The 16,610-nt window shown below is 44.6% G+C and carries 16 protein-coding genes; 12 read left to right on the top strand and 4 right to left on the bottom strand.

Going from position 1 to position 16,610, the window contains the following annotated elements; genetic code table 11:
* Positions 1-158 precede the first annotated feature (158 nt).
* Entirely contained in the window at positions 159-644 is a 486-nt protein-coding gene (locus AC1DLM_RS08440) for a CBO0543 family protein (protein ID WP_477569710.1), read from the top strand.
* 26 nt (positions 645-670) lie between these two features.
* Positions 671-1,825: a PQQ-dependent sugar dehydrogenase gene (locus AC1DLM_RS08435; protein WP_477569709.1), complete on the top strand. Its 1,155-nt coding sequence runs from the start codon at positions 671-673 to the stop codon at positions 1,823-1,825.
* Between the two features lie 153 nt (positions 1,826-1,978).
* On the opposite strand, the gene AC1DLM_RS08430 is transcribed toward AC1DLM_RS08435, so the two are convergent.
* Together AC1DLM_RS08430 and AC1DLM_RS08425 are read right to left on the bottom strand one after the other, a co-directional pair.
* Positions 1,979-2,878, bottom strand: coding sequence for an SDR family oxidoreductase (locus AC1DLM_RS08430; protein WP_441988009.1), 900 nt, complete (start codon positions 2,876-2,878; stop codon positions 1,979-1,981).
* A gap of 307 nt (positions 2,879-3,185) precedes the next feature.
* A complete protein-coding gene (locus AC1DLM_RS08425) occupies positions 3,186-3,713 on the bottom strand; it encodes an early set domain-containing protein (protein ID WP_477569708.1) in 528 nt (175 codons plus the stop codon).
* Positions 3,714-3,920: 207 nt separating this feature from the next.
* On the opposite strand from AC1DLM_RS08425, the gene AC1DLM_RS08420 reads away from it, so the two are divergent.
* Positions 3,921-4,079, top strand: a complete 159-nt coding sequence (locus AC1DLM_RS08420) for an asparagine synthase (protein WP_441988007.1) — start codon at positions 3,921-3,923, stop codon at positions 4,077-4,079.
* A gap of 83 nt (positions 4,080-4,162) precedes the next feature.
* Here AC1DLM_RS08420 and AC1DLM_RS08415 read toward each other — a convergent pair whose 3' ends face one another.
* Entirely contained in the window at positions 4,163-4,744 is a 582-nt protein-coding gene (locus tag AC1DLM_RS08415) for an NAD(P)H-dependent oxidoreductase (RefSeq protein WP_477569707.1), read from the bottom strand.
* Positions 4,745-4,856: 112 nt separating this feature from the next.
* On the opposite strand from AC1DLM_RS08415, the gene AC1DLM_RS08410 reads away from it, so the two are divergent.
* From AC1DLM_RS08410 to AC1DLM_RS08370, 9 genes are all read left to right on the top strand, one after another.
* Positions 4,857-5,891, top strand: a complete 1,035-nt coding sequence (locus tag AC1DLM_RS08410) for an AraC family transcriptional regulator (RefSeq protein WP_477569706.1) — start codon at positions 4,857-4,859, stop codon at positions 5,889-5,891.
* A gap of 192 nt (positions 5,892-6,083) precedes the next feature.
* Positions 6,084-6,680, top strand: a complete 597-nt coding sequence (locus AC1DLM_RS08405) for a TetR/AcrR family transcriptional regulator (RefSeq protein ID WP_477569705.1) — start codon at positions 6,084-6,086, stop codon at positions 6,678-6,680.
* Positions 6,681-6,813: 133 nt separating this feature from the next.
* On the top strand, positions 6,814-7,044 hold the full coding sequence (locus tag AC1DLM_RS08400; RefSeq protein ID WP_477569704.1) for a DoxX family protein: 231 nt from the start codon (positions 6,814-6,816) through the stop codon (positions 7,042-7,044).
* Between the two features lie 184 nt (positions 7,045-7,228).
* On the top strand, positions 7,229-7,684 hold the full coding sequence (locus AC1DLM_RS08395) for a VOC family protein (protein ID WP_477569703.1): 456 nt from the start codon (positions 7,229-7,231) through the stop codon (positions 7,682-7,684).
* A gap of 768 nt (positions 7,685-8,452) precedes the next feature.
* A complete protein-coding gene (locus tag AC1DLM_RS08390; protein ID WP_441988002.1) occupies positions 8,453-10,255 on the top strand; it encodes a sensor histidine kinase in 1,803 nt (600 codons plus the stop codon).
* The gene (locus tag AC1DLM_RS08385) at positions 10,233-11,834 is read left to right on the top strand and encodes a response regulator (RefSeq protein WP_477569702.1); all 1,602 of its coding nucleotides are present in this window, start codon (positions 10,233-10,235) and stop codon (positions 11,832-11,834) included. The genes AC1DLM_RS08390 and AC1DLM_RS08385 overlap by 23 nt, the downstream gene beginning before the upstream one ends.
* Positions 11,835-11,923: 89 nt before the next feature.
* Complete coding sequence (locus tag AC1DLM_RS08380; protein WP_441988000.1) at positions 11,924-13,282, top strand: ABC transporter substrate-binding protein; 1,359 nt, start codon at positions 11,924-11,926, stop codon at positions 13,280-13,282.
* A 157-nt stretch (positions 13,283-13,439) separates the two neighbouring features.
* Positions 13,440-14,345 (top strand): carbohydrate ABC transporter permease, encoded by a 906-nt coding sequence (locus AC1DLM_RS08375; RefSeq protein ID WP_477569701.1) that lies wholly within the window; start codon positions 13,440-13,442, stop codon positions 14,343-14,345.
* A 19-nt stretch (positions 14,346-14,364) separates the two neighbouring features.
* Positions 14,365-15,246 (top strand): carbohydrate ABC transporter permease, encoded by an 882-nt coding sequence (locus AC1DLM_RS08370; protein WP_477569700.1) that lies wholly within the window; start codon positions 14,365-14,367, stop codon positions 15,244-15,246.
* An 87-nt stretch (positions 15,247-15,333) separates the two neighbouring features.
* On the opposite strand, the gene AC1DLM_RS08365 is transcribed toward AC1DLM_RS08370, so the two are convergent.
* Complete coding sequence (locus AC1DLM_RS08365) at positions 15,334-16,524, bottom strand: oxalate decarboxylase family bicupin (protein ID WP_477569699.1); 1,191 nt, start codon at positions 16,522-16,524, stop codon at positions 15,334-15,336.
* Between the last annotated feature and the right edge of the window lie 86 nt (positions 16,525-16,610).

The raw sequence follows: 16,610 nt of genomic DNA, 5'->3' as shown, positions 1-16,610 counted from the left end.
ATTCATTTTGATGAAGTAATATGTATTCAAGATAATCTGGAATATCCCTTTTATTATTTCACGAGCATAATCGGCTACTGGTTTCCGGGCATCCGTGATTAACAAGTCCTAGTTATGACTATAATTTAATTTAGTATATAATTAGGAGAGATTGAACTATGGATACGATTATTCTCTATTCCGTGTGGATCGTGACAGCAATTTTCTTAGTTATTTTCATAAGAAGAAAGAATTTATTAAGAGCGCAATTAAGTTTCATGTTCATGCAAGTCCCAACTTGGTTATTCGGTACATTAGTTGTTAAGGGAAGATTAATAGAATACCCTGTTGGTTTTCTTAGCGTTGTCTATAAAGCAAGTTTTACCTTTGAATACTTTGTTTTCCCAGCTATAAGTGCCATTTTCAACGTGCACTTCCCTCGTAATAAATCATGGCTGATTAAAACGATGTATACACTTAGTTTCCCATCCATCATGACAGTAGTCGAGGTTTTACTAGAAAAGAACACCGATTTAATAAAATACTTAAATTGGACATGGTATCTGAGTTTCATCACGATAACGATCACGTTATTATTATCCTATTGGTATTACCTATGGTTTTTTAAGAAAATGAAGAAAATGCACKCCGAAGAAGATCATTAACGTCGTCTTCATGAAGGAGATCGATTATGAATAAGCGTTATAACCTTGCATGTATGAGCTTAATCCTACTACTTGTACTACCTGCATGCTTCTGGTCCACAGATTCCGAACCTTCCTCCACGACATCGAGCAGCATTTCCCTGACTCCTATTTTCGAGCCAAATAACTTTGACCATCCCGTTGGACTTGAGCATCGTGTTAACTCACCGCAACTTCTGTATATCGTAGAACAGCCTGGTAGAATCATCAGCGTGAACAAGGATAAGCCAAAGGAAAAGCCCGCTCTTATGCTAGATATTACGGGTCGCGTCAATGATAGTGGAAACGAACAAGGCTTGCTAGGACTAGCCTTCCATCCGAAGGATCCAACGTTGGCCTATGTGAACTACACGACGGAGACCCATACAATCATCGCTCGCTATAACACGCTTCCTAACAATCCCTCTTTACTGGATCCAACTAGCGAGCAAGTGCTCTTTACTTTTAAGCAGCCCTACCCGAATCACAATGGCGGGCAACTCGCTTTCGGCCCAGATGGTTATTTGTACATAGCGACGGGAGACGGTGGCAGCAGTGGAGATCCTCAGAATAATAGTCAAAACCTTCAGTCCCTGCTAGGCAAAATACTTCGTATCGACGTCGACAAGCCAGCCAATGGGCTTCTTTATGCAATTCCAGCTGACAATCCTTTTATTGGCAAAGGGGCAAAGGAAATCTATGCCTACGGACTGCGGAATCCATGGCGATTCAGTTTCGATACCGTAACAGGAAAGCTTTGGGCAGCCGATGTTGGCCAGAATCGATTCGAAGAAATTAATCTCATTGAAAAAGGTAAAAACTATGGGTGGCATATTCAAGAAGGATTTGAATGCTACGAACCAAAAGAAGGTTGCAATAAGACTGGCTTAGAGCAACCGCTGTTTACCTATGGTCGTGATCAAGGCGTATCCATTACCGGAGGTTATGTGTATAGGGGCACGAAACTCCCCGAGCTTATCGGCTGGTACGTGTACGCAGATTATGGTACGGGGAACATTTGGGCATTATCTCAACAAAGTGACGGAACAATCAAGAACCGAATTTTACTAGCATCCGGTTTGAATATTGCTTCCTTCGGTACGGACGCGGCAGGCGAGCTTTACCTGTCCACACAAGATGGAAAGATCATGAAAATCGTTTAATTATAGCCGATCAAAATTTAAATCTTGAAGTCTCCCAAAGCTTATCGAGAAGAAGGATAGGCACAATGCCCATCCTCCATCCAAATGCTCAACTCAGAAACCCCCATGAGATCATGAGGGTTTTAGTCAACCCTTCGTGTGCATTTTAGGTTGTTAGGTCTCTGTCATAATACCTCCATTTACATGGAGAACTTGACCTGTAACGAAAGAGGAGTCATCCGAAGCTAAATAAATGTAGGTAGGAGCCAATTCGAACGGTTGACCAGCTCGCTTCATTGGCGTTTCTAGTCCAAAGGTTTTCACATATTCAGCTGAATAGCTAGATACGATTAATGGTGTCCAGATGGGACCTGGTGCCACTGCGTTTACCCGAATTCCACGCTCTACTAGTTGAAGGGACAAAGAGCGCGTAAAGGATACCACAGCTCCTTTCGTTGATGAATAATCAACCAGTAATGGTGCTCCAGCATAGGCAGTAACAGAGGCTGTACTAATGATCGCGCTTCCGGGGTGCAGGTAAGGAAGTGCTGCTTTTGTCAAATTAAAGTGAGGGAAAATATTGGTACGATACGTATCTTCCAACTGTTCGTTCGTGATGTCCATAATGCTTTTCTGAGGGAATTGGACACCTTGATTTAATACTAATACGTTGATTTTCCCATAACACTCCAAGGTTTTTTGGACTATTTCCATAGAGAAGTCCGGATGGCGAAGATCGCCTTCGATCAACAAACAACGACCACCGTATTGCTCTACCATCTGCTTGGTCGCGACTGCGTCTTCACGTTCGTACAGATAGACAATAGCTACGTCTGCACCCTCTTTGGCAAATCCAATCGCTACCGCACGTCCAATACCACTGTCCCCACCTGTAATAATGGCAACTTTGCCTGACAATTTCTCACTCCCCTTGTATGCGGGGTTATCCGATATGGGAATAGGGTTCATTATATATTCCAGCCCAGGCTGTTGGTCTTGATGCTGGGGTGGGAACGTAATGGGTACCTGCTTGCATTTCGTTTCTTGGCTGTAGTAAGGGTAGATCGGAATCATTGGTGGACCTCCATTTTCGTATGTTGATCCATGATATTCACCTAGTCGATGAATGGTCCCTTACTCTCTGCATCGCCATTCCATGTTCTTCGCGCATATCGTCTACGCCAATACTCGTATCCTTTTCAACGTCATTACTACTTCTATTAAAGCTCTCTAGCTCCGCACAATTGACGTACTTGAACCAAAATTCATAACGATATGTGTTTCAGATTCAAGATGGCTGAACATATGCGTTCCTAGAATACCGCAGTGCCCTTGGAGCCTCGGTAGTCCTCTGAGCATAAAGAAAAACCCCTCGAAATAGCTATTTTCTAAAAATAACACTCTCGTAACCTTCCAGCCACAGCTCAGAAGAGTCCTCCGCTAACCGGTAGTTGCCCGTCCCTGTTTGATAGATCACATTTTTCCAATCATGGATATCATCCTCATCTACCAGGCTATCGTCTTTCTTAATCCAATCTGGGCTTGGGAGCGCCGTATAATTTTCATACATATAACCCGGCTGTTCCTCTGATATGTCACTTGTTCTAAGCAGAACATCGCCATGTTCCGTCACTGTGATCGCTGAATTATTTTGCCCATCTTCCGATACACTCGGATTCTGGGGATCAAGTATCCAATCATCCCCGTTCACAACGAATTTATAGAGATGCCTCCCCTTCGGAATCGGAAGTTCAAGCTCCCAGACATTCTCCCCCTCCGTTTTATACATAAAGTTCCTATCGCCATTCCAATTGTTAAAAGTCCCTGCAACCGCAACACTTTCTATCTGGTTATCCGTCGTAAACATGAACCGTACACCTTGTGAACCTTTTGTTGGAAAATGAGACATGGATGTGTATCTCCTTTTTGTGTGAAGGTTGTGATCACTTATTCCTCCTCACATGGTAGCTGTTATGGAATAACCTGCCAATGTCTGTTTCTACTCAGTTATGATGCGATTATGTTCCATTAATTCGTCCATCCTGCATATATTAATGACTTTGATACAAACTAAGATGTCTTGCCTAACCCAAACAAACTTGGAGGAGTGATGTTCATGCGCGAGGGATTGATTCCTACTGTTCTTGGAACTGTCGTTTCTGCATCTGGTGCTACTATGCTAAAAAGCAAGTATAAGCTTCTTGGTGTTGGTGTGCTTGGCTTCGGCGTTGCTCATGTGATTCTTGGAGCAATTGATTTGGTGGAACATCGTTAGGTTGGTAAGACTAAGAGGGAGGTCCTTAGGGACCTCCCTCTTTGCTTACTCCGCTTAGAACTCGATTGTTTACGTGCGTTTAATTAGGCTAACTTCGTTCCAAGCTGCTTTACTTTCTCCAACCACTTGACTCGTTTCTCTAGCGAAGATGACTTAACTGGTCCTATCTCGGTAAGACGTACAGGCGTAATCCCGCAGAATTGTAATATATTATTTTTCATAATTCGATAACCCGCATGCTTATAGATCCATCGACTGTACCAAGCTGGGGTATCCGTTGTCACAATGAGATGCGCTGATTTACCTACGAGCAGCTTATCCCAGAGTACAGACTTCTCCCGATATTTGAAAGCGAAGCCAGATAAGAAAATACGATCAACAAATCCTTTCAGCAACGCTGGCATCGCCCCCCACCAGGTTGGATAAACGAAGACTAGATGATCAGCCCAGTGGATGAGATCCTGCGCTTGCAGTAAATCCTCTTCGAGCTCTGTACGCTTACGATAACCAAACTGCAGATTCGGATCAAACGTTAAGGAATGAAGATCAATCCTCTGAATGTCAACCTTATTGTGTGAGACCCCTTCGATATACGCATTCGTTAACGCTGCACAATAGCTTTGCGGGTCCGGATGTCCATTAATGACTAGAATATTCGATTTCAAGATGATTTCCTCCTTATTTGCGACTATAATCAGCATAGAATGAATGCGATTTGATTGGAATGATGAAACACGCAAACCAATTGCTGATTCACGCAAAGGAGGGATTTTCAACTTGAAAAGCCAAGGTGTTGCCATTTCTATGGTGTACCCCATTCTGAAAACGGTGGTACAAAAAGGCTTTGATTCGGAGCAATTTTGTAAGTATGCTTCCTTTGACGGCAGTCTTCTCCAGGATGTAGAGGCACGCATCTCAGGCGAGGAATTGGAGCGATTAACGATAGCCGCGGCCCATTATACGCAGGATAATCATTTCGGCTTACATCAAGGACAGATCATGGAATTCGCCGATATGGGCATCCTTGGCTATGTCATGATGCATTCCCAAACCGTTGGCGATGCGTTAGCAGCTTACCAACGATATAATGTGCTGCTATGCAGCGGATTCAATTTGGATTGGGACGTGGATGGCGAAGATGTACGGATATCCATGTTTCTACAGCATCCCGGACAGGGGCAGATGTCCCGTCATTGTATAGAAGATATGGCCAGCTCCTTATTCCGATTGATAGGGAGACTCAGTAACCGTGTAATCCCACTTCTGGAGGTCGCATTTCGGCACGAAGCAACGGTAGAATTAACTCCTTATCAACCCGTATTTGGACGAATCCCCCGCTTCGCTGCGAATAGCAATTACTTGCGTTTCAGCAAGGATGTGTTGCATTACCCTGTCCTCTATTCCGATGCTAAGTTACTGAGCATATTTGAGAATATCGCACAAGAAACTAGACAGGAGCTGACGCAAGCTAGTCGACTCACTGAGCAAGTTATCCAGTGGATACGCACGTGTATGCCGTCCTATTTCCCATCCTTGCAGCAAACGGCAGATTTCCTCCAAATGAGCTCACGTACACTTCAACATAAATTGAAAGAAGAGAATACGACATATAACGATCTCTCTATTCAAGTACGTAAAGAATTAGCCATGGGCTACCTTCGCAAATGGGAGTTTTCCGTTGGGGACATCGCTTATGTGCTCCATTTTTCCGAACCTAGTGCCTTTCAAAATGCTTTTAAAAAATGGACTGGCTTAACGCCTGGACAATATCGAGCTACGATCCAAAGTGGACAAATGCGCGTGAATGGCTGAGGATATTGCTCAGTCAAATGGTGGGGAACGACGCATGATGTTCATACAATCGTAATTTACAAACAAATGATGGGGAACGACGCTGCTGGGGTTGACTCTTGTGGCGTATTTCTTTTTATCCATTTACAAACCGACGGTCTGTTTATATAATGAGGTTATGGATTTATTTCCAAAAGACGGAGGATTGTGCCTATGAAGAATGAGGAACGTAGAGAAATCACCACACGAAAGCTCCTCGAAGCGACGAAAGCGCTGTTGAAGGAAAAAGGCTGCCACGCTATCACGATGAAAGACATCATGGATCAATCATCGCTTTCCAAAGGAGCAATCTTTCATTATGTGAAGAGTAAGGACGAAATTTATGCGATGGTGCTGCACGAGCGACTTGAAGAAACGAATACGAAATTCATGAAGGAGACGGAACACGCTKCCAAATCCTTTGAGGGACCAATGCAAAGCATCACTCATAATCTCATCGCGCTAGAAGATTCTCATGATATCACGAATAAAATACTCAAATACTTACTTGGCAAGGAAGATGATCCTACCGTTGCGGATGTGTTGCAGCATTTTTATGAGCGATCCGTTTCATTTGCCAAAAATTGGATCACAATTGGTCAACTCCACGGTGTCATTATGGATAACGTTAACCCGGACCAAACAGCTGAAATGTTCGTCCTGCTCTCCCTTGGATTACGTGTCCGTTCATCTTTTGCCTCGACAACCACGCAGATCTCCACTGAGGTGTCTACATTTATGTCCACCATTTTGAAAAACCAATCCAAATAAGTTCTCTAGGAGGTATTCGCATGGCACCTTTCATTGCCTTGATGTCATCTTTTCTACTTTTTGCGGAATAGGTTCTCTCGGATGGTCTTATTTCGATGATTGGCACACCGCACTGCAAGGAGCAGTCGCTGTCATGTTTCTGCTTACAGCCTCCGCACATTGGGGTAAAAGACGTCTAGATCTGATTCGGATGGTCCCTCCTGCTTTCCCAAGACCCGCCTCGATCGTCACCATTACGGGCTACTTAGAAATCGCAGGTTCTATCGGGATACTGATTCCCGTTGTGTCACTGGCTGCCTCGATTGGTCTATTGTTCTTGCTGCTTGCTATGTTTCCCGCTAATGTACTCGCTGCTCGCAAGTAGTTGACCATTGGCGGCAAACCAGTGCCTCGATTTACAGTTCGGATCGTACTGCAACTCGTTTTTATCGCGGCTGTCGTGTTGGCATCACCTTGGTTTGGGAATTAGCTGGGATGATATATCAGTTAAGATGCGCATGAATTAAACAATATTTGTGATACAATACCTAATAAAAGGAGCTGCTGACATGCAAAAAATCTCTCCATTCTTATGGTTCGACGGCAATGCCGAAGAGGCAATGAACTTCTACACGTCCATTTTCAGCGATTCCAAAATTGAAAGTATCAATCGCTCTGGGCCTGAGGGAAGAGTTATATCAGGAACATTTGTGCTTGGTGGAGTGCGGTATATGGCGTTAAATGGCGGGCCTCATTATAAATTAACTCCTGCTTTTTCGCTATATGTCAACTGCGAGTCACAGGATGAGATCGACACCTTGTGGGAGAAATTGTCTGAAGGCGGCCAGCCTCAACGTTGCGGTTGGGTACAGGATAAATTCGGCCTGTCCTGGCAGATCATCCCGAGCACCCTAGGGGAACTACTCAATGCCGAAGATCGCGTGAAAGCGGCTCGTGTGATGAACGCGATGCTCGGCATGCAAAAGATTGATATCGCCGCGCTTAAGCAAGCTTACGAGGGATAAGTACGAAAAAGAGCAGCAACGGGGGCGAATTCGGCCCCGTTCGCTTGCTCTCCGCACTGTAACGATGAAAAACATCGTTACAGCGGCGCATGGCATGTCGGAATGCCCCAAAGATGCGAAAGAACACTTATTTTCAGCGAAAACGACTACTCATCGCCAAATGCGTGCGAAAAGGCAACCTTTTGCACCGAAACGCCACATAAATGAGCCCACGGGCAGAAATAGTTGCACATTTGCAACCATTTCTGCTCGTGGGCTCTTTCCCTTACAAAAGGTTGCACTTTCGCAATTTTGCATATTTACAGCTACTTTAGTCGCATCACGCACAAGGTGAAATGGAGAAATGTCATCCTTTATTATCGCACTTGTCACCAAAAGAGGGTCCCCCACCAGTACCATGGCTTCTAGGGGGCCCACTTTTTCTCATAACACGGACTATTTTCGGTGAGCTTCAAATCGGATCACGGCTTTATGTACACACGCACTTTCCAAGATCTTGACGGCCATCAATGGGAATTATTCTGGATGGATCCGAAAGCTGTGAATCAATTTGCATACAAGAGGTAGTGAGAGAATCTTACGCCTCTTTTTATACGTATTCCCTTATCCGCCTATTGCCCCTTCAATCGCCCAACATTGACCAAGCATATTCTTTGTTTTATACGGCATATTCTTGGAAATACTAACCTTACTTCTACTCTCTCTCTAGCAGGATAAGGGTCGTCGTTGTATGATAGAAGAGATTCCTAATCCTAGAAGATGAGGCTAATGGTGACATCCATGATGAAACTTCGCAGTCCAATCAAGACTTTGCGTGGCAAGATTCTGATCTCCTTATTTTTCCTGATCATACTTCCAGTTGTGATCATCCTATACCGATTCTATAAGTCTTCTGAAGATATTGTGCAAATTCAGCTCAACCAATCCAATCAAGCCGCCGTATCCCAAAAAGCCACAGCCATGAATGAGATGGCCGTTCGCATGATCACCGCGTCTAGTCTGATTATTAATGATCCAGAGACGGAGAAATTTCTGAAAGAGCCTGCGGATTGGTCCAATAACTACCTTTCCTTCATTAAGCTCACAAGCCTGCAAAAAAAAATGTCTAACGTCAAAGATCTCCTTCTCGACAGTACGACACAGCTTGGATTATACGACAACAGAGGGTTTACACATACGACCTGGTCTGCCGTTACGCCAACGAATGTTCAATCCTTCTATAAGGAAAGCTGGTACGAACCTACGCTGAAACGCAATGGTTTTCCTTATTGGACGGTTCCCTACTCACTTCCTTCATCCAATAATAAACAAGATCTGATCGTCATGACGAGACAAATTAATGGCGAATATACGAGTAACTATGGTGTGTTTTTTATCAGCGTACCGATCCCAGTTTTCTTCTACCCGAAAGCCGAGATCCAGAAGCAACAAGCTGCAGGCATAACCTCTGTCCTCGTCGATGAAGACCAGAATCTCTTAATCGGTGATCGTGCAGCTGCAGATTTGTTGGCGAATCATGCCCTTCAGAACGTTCGTACCAATGTAAATGGCATTCAAGAAGTGAAAATCAATGACCATATTTATTTTATGAATGACGCTTTCGTACCACAGCTAGGTTGGCGGCTAGTCCAATTCATGAATCAGAAGGATTTCGTCACCCAGCTTAGTCGGGAAAAAGACAAATCCATCACCTGGGTTGTCGCCTGGTTCCTTCTATTTGCCATCGCCTTCATCATACTCATGCTTCGTGTAACGAGTCCTTTCAAACAATTGGCCAAATCCATGACCAAGGTTGGTAAAGGGGAATTTAATACACTGGTTACGATAAAAGGGGAAGACGAGATTGCCCTGCTTGGCAATAACTTCAATCGCATGGTGCTGCATCTGCAAGATCTCATATCCGACTTATATGATGAGCAGCGGCGCAAGCAGAAAGCACAGTTCCAAGCACTTCAAGCGCAAATTAATCCGCATTTTCTACTCAATACACTCAATTCAATCAAATGGATGGCACTGCTTTCTGGTGCTGATCATATCAGTGAAATGATTACCAAACTGGGTAAACTGCTGAATTTCACCATGCGGAATGAACAAGAATTCGTCACGTTGCAAGAAGAACTGGACTATTTACAAGTGTACTTATCTCTCCAGGAAATTCGATATCATGATCAGATCACATTTACTTATCACATTCCGGAAGCGCTGCTTGACTGCGAAGTGCTAAAATTCACGCTGCAGCCTGCCGTAGAGAACAGTATTATTCATGGCAATCGGTTCCCGCTTCTTATTGAGCTTCAAGCTGAAGAAGTTAATGGGAATCTGCATATTGTGATGCAGGATAACGGTGTAGGCATGAGTATGGAGATGATTGGGCAAGTCGAATCTTCTCTGAATCAGCCACACGCAAAGTTCAGCGGCATCGGTATACGCAATGTAAATGAACGAATTAAGCTCCACTTTGGCATGCAGTACGGCATGCACATCTCAAGCGTAGAGGGCGAAGGCGTCCGACTATTATTGGTACTGCCTTTGAAAAGGAGGAATACAGATGCTGAGAATTCTGATCGTTGATGATGAGATCCYTGTGCGCATTGGCTTAAAAACGATCATTCCGAGAGATAACGAAGAGTTCCAGGTCATAGGAGAAGCTGCTAATGGGTTGGAAGCTTTGAAAATATTAGAATCGCAGGCTTGCGACGTCGTACTTACGGATATTCGGATGCCGGAGATGGACGGGCTTGAACTATTGAGACAGATTCGTGAACGCTGGCCGGCGATCAAATGTCTCATTTTATCCAATCATAACGACTTCAACTATGTCCAACAGGCATTACGCCTAGGTGCCATCGAATATGTCACGAAATTAGAAATCAATCCCTCCGAGCTAATGGAGAAGCTCCGCGCAATCCAGGATCAATTACAACTGGAGAAACAAGGCCAGAATGCAAGAACGCAGCTTGAGCAGAAGGTGAATCAATATAGCAACGAGGTCAAAGAAAAACGGTTGCGCGAGCTCCTCCAAGGCCATGTTTCCCGCGGGGAAATCGAACAAGTATGGCGAGAATTCCAACTGGAACTATTCAATACCCCCTTATCAGCGGCGGTGATCCAGATCGATTCTTACGATGAATTAACGCAAAATAACCGTTTCCAAAGCGATCGTCTTTTGACATACACGGTAAAAAATGTCCTCAATGAGATTCTTAAGAAGTATGGCAATGGCGAGCTAGTTGAGATGGCAGTTGGAAAGTTCTGCGTCCTTACTGGTCAAATCAACGCGAACATGTTGGTCGAAATGCAGAATGCTGTACAAGTTTTTTTGAAAATATCGCTAGCCATCGGTGTGTCCCCCTCCAACGAGGATACATTTGCTCTGCATCAAGCCTATGAAAAAGCAGACCATGCCTTAAGCTACCGGTTCTACTACGGGGGCTCATGCATCGTTTACTATGATCATTTACATGGTTCACCTCCCACGCTATCTGAGCCATGGCAGGAAGAAGAATGGATGAAACGTATCGAAGAAGGTGACGAAATCGGCTTACGTGAGAAGATTACCGCCTGGACAGAGGAGCTTTGCCGCAATAAGAATATTCCTCCTGCCCTATTGCGAGAGCAGTGGCTTGGTCTGCTTCATATTTTCGCACGCTGCCTGAAGGCCGAAGGCGGCGATATTTACTCCGTTACCCTTCATGAGCAGCAATATCCGTACCACGTCATTCGCAATGCTGAAACTTTGCAGGCGATATCCGACTGGTTCATCGGATGGCTGCCCGTCTTTCTGGCGTACAAGCGTGAGCATGGGAAAGAGAAACTCCGACCGGAGATTCAAATGGTGATCCGTCAAATTATGGAGAAGTACAATTTACCCCTCAAAGTAGCTGATTTAGCCAGTACCGTTGGTTATACAGAGAATTATTTGAGTATTTTGTTCAAAAAAGAAACCGGCAAAACGATCACCGATTATATGACTAATGTTCGGATGAAAAATGCCCGCGAACTGCTCAAGAATCCGGATTACAAAATTTTCGAAATTTCTGAGCTCATCGGGTATGCCGATCCGAATCATTTCAGCCGCAGCTTCAAGCAAATGGAAGGCATGTATCCGACCGAATTCCGAAAGCTCGTCTTCGGTCATCGAACATCATAGAATAATGCTTACTTCGTAAAGAATACTCCGTGTCTTTTTGGGAAAATATGCATTACGATTTAACTACCAAAAGAAAAGGGGATGAACAAATGAAAAAAGTATTTGGCATGGGGGCATCAATCGCCCTTGCAGTAAGCGTTCTCGTAACCGGTTGCTCCAAAACACCCGAAGCTTCACCTTCCGCTGCTGCAACAGTGGCTGCCACAGCTGCTCCTACACCTGAAGCACAGAAACCAGTTACCCTTAAATTCTGGGGAGGCGTTCCGCCAGAAAGCGGACCACAAGATGCCGTCGACGCTTGGAATAAAGCGAATCCGAACATTAAAGTAGAATATACACGGTATGTCAATGACGACCCGGGCAACCTGAAGCTCGAAACAGCCCTGCTCTCCAATACGGATGCGCCAGATATTTATATGAACTACGGTGATGCCTATATGACGAAACGCCAAGCTGCTGGCATGGCAGAGCCATTGGATGATCTGATTGCCAAAGCAGGCTTCGATGTGGAGGGCATTATCGGGGCAGCGAACATTAAGAAATTCGCAGACGGCAAATATTATTATCTGCCTGCTAACAAGAACGTAGGCGCTGTCCTTTTCAATATGAAAGCCTTGGATGCAGCAGGCGAGAAACTGCCTACGGCATGGACATGGGACGATTTCAGTGCAATGGCCACCAAGCTTAACAAAGGTGCTATGAAGGGTACAATGCTAGATCCAGCTTTGAATTGGTTTGGTGATACGGTTCTACAAACAGCCAAACCGCAAGACTGGGTAATCGCTGCAGATGGCACTTCCAATTTCAATAGCCCAGCTATGAAGAAAGGCTTGGAAATGCAGAAGAGCTTGGAAGACAAAGGTGTTATGATGAAATATTCCGAAGCTGTTGCCGGTAAGATTACGGTGCAAAATGAGCTTCTGACAGGTAAAACAGCAATGTCTGCTACCGCTATTTACATCATCCGCTATATCAAGGACATTAAGAGCTTCCCGCATGATTTCAAAGTCGCATTCGCTCCTTATCCGCAATTCACAGCAGGCAGCAACATTAATCCAGGCGGCGGTATGGGTGATTATATGTCCATTAATAAAAACAGTAAAAACAAAGAAGCTGCCTTTAAATTTATCTCTTGGTACTTACAAGAAGGCAACATGGCCATGGTGCCAGGCGGCCGTATTCCAACGAATAAAAAAGCAGATGCTGGTAAAATCGCTTCTATCCTCATCGGTGATGCGAAGGATCTGATAGACGAAGCCTCCTTGAAAGCACTGCTAGCTGGCAATTACACATTCCCAACGTCCTACAACGTACCTGTTCCAACTGAACTAAGAGCCATCTTTAAAGATGAGATGGAGAAATATCTGCTTGGTGCTCAACCGCTTGACAAGGCTTTGGACACAATGAAAACGCGTGCGGATACGACGATCAAAGGCGCTAAAAAATAAGGCAAATTCATTCTCAGTCATTTGGAAACCTCTAGCAGATTCTTGCTGGAGGTTTTTTCAATGAAACTACAGAAAAGATCACGTTCACGCTATGGGAATTCTTTCATTCGCTTGGTAAAGTTACGTTAACACATGAATTCGAAAGGGTGGCTTACGAATGAAACGACATTTCTGGCAGAACGCCAAATTCAGGGAAAACCTTGCAGGCTACCTGTTCATTTTGCCCAACTTCTCAGGGTACCTTATCTTTATATTGCTGCCGATCCTATTCAGTTTGTACCTCGTATTCGTAGATTGGGAATATCTCAAAGGGTTTTCGGGGATCGAATGGGTGGGCTTAGATAATTTCAAAGCGCTGGGCAGTGATCCGAAATTCGTGAAAGCGCTCAAAAATAATATGGTCTTTACACTAGTCAGCGTTCCTGGCTCTATCATTATAGGACTGCTGTTTGCTGTCGTACTGAACAAGTATGTGTTTTTCAAGCAGACACTGCGAACACTGATCTTCCTGCCCTATGTCAGCTCACTCGTCGCTGTATCTGTCATTTGGAGCATTATGTATCGTGCGTCCGATGGTCCGATCAACCAGTTGCTCAAGTCCGTTGGCATTGATCATCCACCAGGTTGGTTGTCGAGCCCGAATTCTGCTCTTTTCGCGATAATCATTATGCAGGTGTGGGTAACGATCGGATACGCGATGGTCATTTACTTGGCCGGATTGCAAGGGATTTCCAAGGATTTGTACGAGGCATCCGATATTGATGGTGCTTCGAAAATTCGTCAGTTTTTCCAAATTACTATTCCTATGCTCACGCCAACCACCTTTCTCGTTGCCATTACTCTCATTATCGGCTCCTTCCAGATCTTCGGACCCGTCAACATTATGACACAGGGTGGTCCTATAGATTCGACGATGGTACTTTCCTATCACATTTACTTACTCGCATTCCGATTCTACAAAATGGGCTATGCCGCTACCGTGTCTTGGGTACTATTCGCCATCATCTTCGTCGTCACGATCATTCAATGGCAGAGCCAGAAACGTTGGCAGCAGCACTTCTAATTGTAAAGGAGCAACCCCTATGGAAACGATCGTCCCTCTTGAAACTACACGAAAAACAACTATTGCCACTATCAGAAAGGGCAGCTTCTGGTTGAAGATCCTCCTTACCATCATCTTGGGAGCGATCTCCATCGTTATGATTCTGCCTTTTCTCTGGATGATATCTACCTCTTTCAAAATTAATGGCGAAGTATTCAAATATCCGATCGATTGGATTCCGAATACATGGCATTTTGAGAATTATAAGAAAGTCTGGGCCGGCACAGATCCATTCTATTTATTCTATTGGAACTCAATCAAAATTACGGGAATCACTGTTGCTGGCAACCTACTTACGAGTGCCATGGCTGGCTACGCTTTTGCCAAAATACGCTTCAAAGGCCGTAACTTTCTGTTTCTGCTTTATTTATCGACGATGATGATTCCGGGCCAGGTGTTGCTTGTCCCTCGCTTCATCTTGTTCGATCAGCTGCAGCTGATCAATACACACGCTTCCATTATTTTACCAGGTTTATTTACCGTATTCGGCACCTTCTTGATGCGTCAGTTCTTCATCAGCCTTCCGAACGAACTGCTGGAAGCAGGTCGTGTTGATGGATCGGGCTACTGGCGAACCTTCTGGCAAATTTGTTTGCCTTTGATCAAGCCTGCGCTAGTCACACTCTTGATTCTCTCTTTTACTTGGCATTGGAACGAATACGAAACCCCGCTGATTATGCTTCGAGAGAAAGACTTGTACACGATTCCATTAGGCTTAACGAGTTATGTTGAAGAGTTCGGTACGAATTATGTCCTCACCATGGCAGCTTCCGTTTCTGGGCTTGTTCCTCTGCTCATCGTCGTGGTTGTTTGTCAAAAATGGTTCGTAGAGGGAATTGCAAGCTCGGGATTGAAAGGCTAGTCTCACAAAAAAGGAATGAATTAAGCATTCGTTAAAATGAGAAAAGGCTATCTCTTGTAGATATTCTACTTGAAATAGCCTTATTTTTTATTTCGGGTAATATGAGAATCCCGGATATTTGACGACAGGCCACTTTTCTTTGCGCAGCGCATTCAACACCTCTGGACCGACGTYCAAATTCGTACTAACCAGATCGCGTGGCGTAAGCGCCATCCATTGATTTAACGACACATCCTCAAACCGATCACTCTTGAACATCTCCAAAAACCATAACGATTGTGTACCCGTGTTCTGTATATAATGTCCCAATGCAAATGGCACATAACCAACATCACCAGCGCGATAATCGAATGTACGAGCATTGCCATTCCCAGCGAAAACGGTCATGCGTCCCTGTCCTGTCAGATAGTACTGCCATTCATCGTTATTCGGATGCCAATGCAACTCTCTCATTCCGCCAGGTTCAATCTCAACTAGCGCTGCTGCAATATTTTTGGATATCGGAAAATTAGTAGAATCTACGATCCTGACGCTGCCGCCTGGTGTTTTGATCGGGGGTTGCGCGAGCAGTCGATGCTTAAAACTAAGCGGAATCGTCCCATAAGGGGAATCTACTTTCTGGCTTTCGATTGGACCAGGAACCTTGTCTTGATAGATATAAACTTGCTCTTGGGGAATGTTGTTAAAAGCACTCATGGGAACGCCAAAATTGGCGGAAAGCACATCTTTCGGCGTTCGTGAAAACCAATCGGAGATGGAGATTGTGTTAAGATCCGAGAAATTACCATCATCAAATACCAAGAGGAATTCACAATGCTCTAATCCCTGAATGGAGTGAGGGAGTCCTGGAGGGAAATACCAAAGATCCCCTGGACCCACATCGGCAATAAAATTCCGCCCCTCTTGGTCAATCGACGTGATCCGAGCTGATCCTAAAATCATATAGGACCATTCGGCTTGTTGGTGCCAATGCAATTCGCGAACACCACCAGGCGTCAAACTCATGTTGACACCCGCCATCGTGGTTGCAATTGGTAATTCCCTAACCGTAACTTCTCGTGACCAGCCTCCAAAATTTAATTTCATCGACGTATCGGAAAATGAAAATTTCAAATTCGGCAGCAAGCCAGAGTCTGTTACTGGCGGAACTAACATATTGGGGTTTTCCATATCCCTCATAACATCTCGAGGACCGCTATCGATCCCGCCAGCTCCGTCTGGTCGGATCGGCTGAGGTACATTGCCATATATACGCTGATTCCTATTCGGAGTATCCATCTGGTCGTCTCCTTTCCAATAAGCTGAACATACCTTGTATCTCATCCTAATTGATATATGAGACTGCCTCAATGTTCATTACTATC

Source organism: Paenibacillus sp. 01T442, assembly GCF_056398345.1.
Note: the sequence above shows the minus strand (reverse complement) of the source record. Positions and strands in the feature narration are given on the sequence as shown.

What these genes read in the sequence shown, in the direction of transcription:
- AC1DLM_RS08435 (WP_477569709.1), top strand. Translation starts at nt 671, where the DNA reads ATGAATAAGCGTTATAACCTTGCATGTATGAGCTTAATCCTACTACTT.
- AC1DLM_RS08430 (WP_441988009.1), bottom strand. Translation starts at nt 2,878, where the DNA reads ATGATTCCGATCTACCCTTACTACAGCCAAGAAACGAAATGCAAGCAG.
- AC1DLM_RS08425 (WP_477569708.1), bottom strand. Translation starts at nt 3,713, where the DNA reads ATGTCTCATTTTCCAACAAAAGGTTCACAAGGTGTACGGTTCATGTTT.
- AC1DLM_RS08420 (WP_441988007.1), top strand. Translation starts at nt 3,921, where the DNA reads ATGCGCGAGGGATTGATTCCTACTGTTCTTGGAACTGTCGTTTCTGCA.
- AC1DLM_RS08400 (WP_477569704.1), top strand. Translation starts at nt 6,814, where the DNA reads ATGTTTCTGCTTACAGCCTCCGCACATTGGGGTAAAAGACGTCTAGAT.
- AC1DLM_RS08395 (WP_477569703.1), top strand. Translation starts at nt 7,229, where the DNA reads ATGCAAAAAATCTCTCCATTCTTATGGTTCGACGGCAATGCCGAAGAG.
- AC1DLM_RS08390 (WP_441988002.1), top strand. Translation starts at nt 8,453, where the DNA reads ATGGTGACATCCATGATGAAACTTCGCAGTCCAATCAAGACTTTGCGT.
- AC1DLM_RS08380 (WP_441988000.1), top strand. Translation starts at nt 11,924, where the DNA reads ATGAAAAAAGTATTTGGCATGGGGGCATCAATCGCCCTTGCAGTAAGC.
- AC1DLM_RS08375 (WP_477569701.1), top strand. Translation starts at nt 13,440, where the DNA reads ATGAAACGACATTTCTGGCAGAACGCCAAATTCAGGGAAAACCTTGCA.
- AC1DLM_RS08370 (WP_477569700.1), top strand. Translation starts at nt 14,365, where the DNA reads ATGGAAACGATCGTCCCTCTTGAAACTACACGAAAAACAACTATTGCC.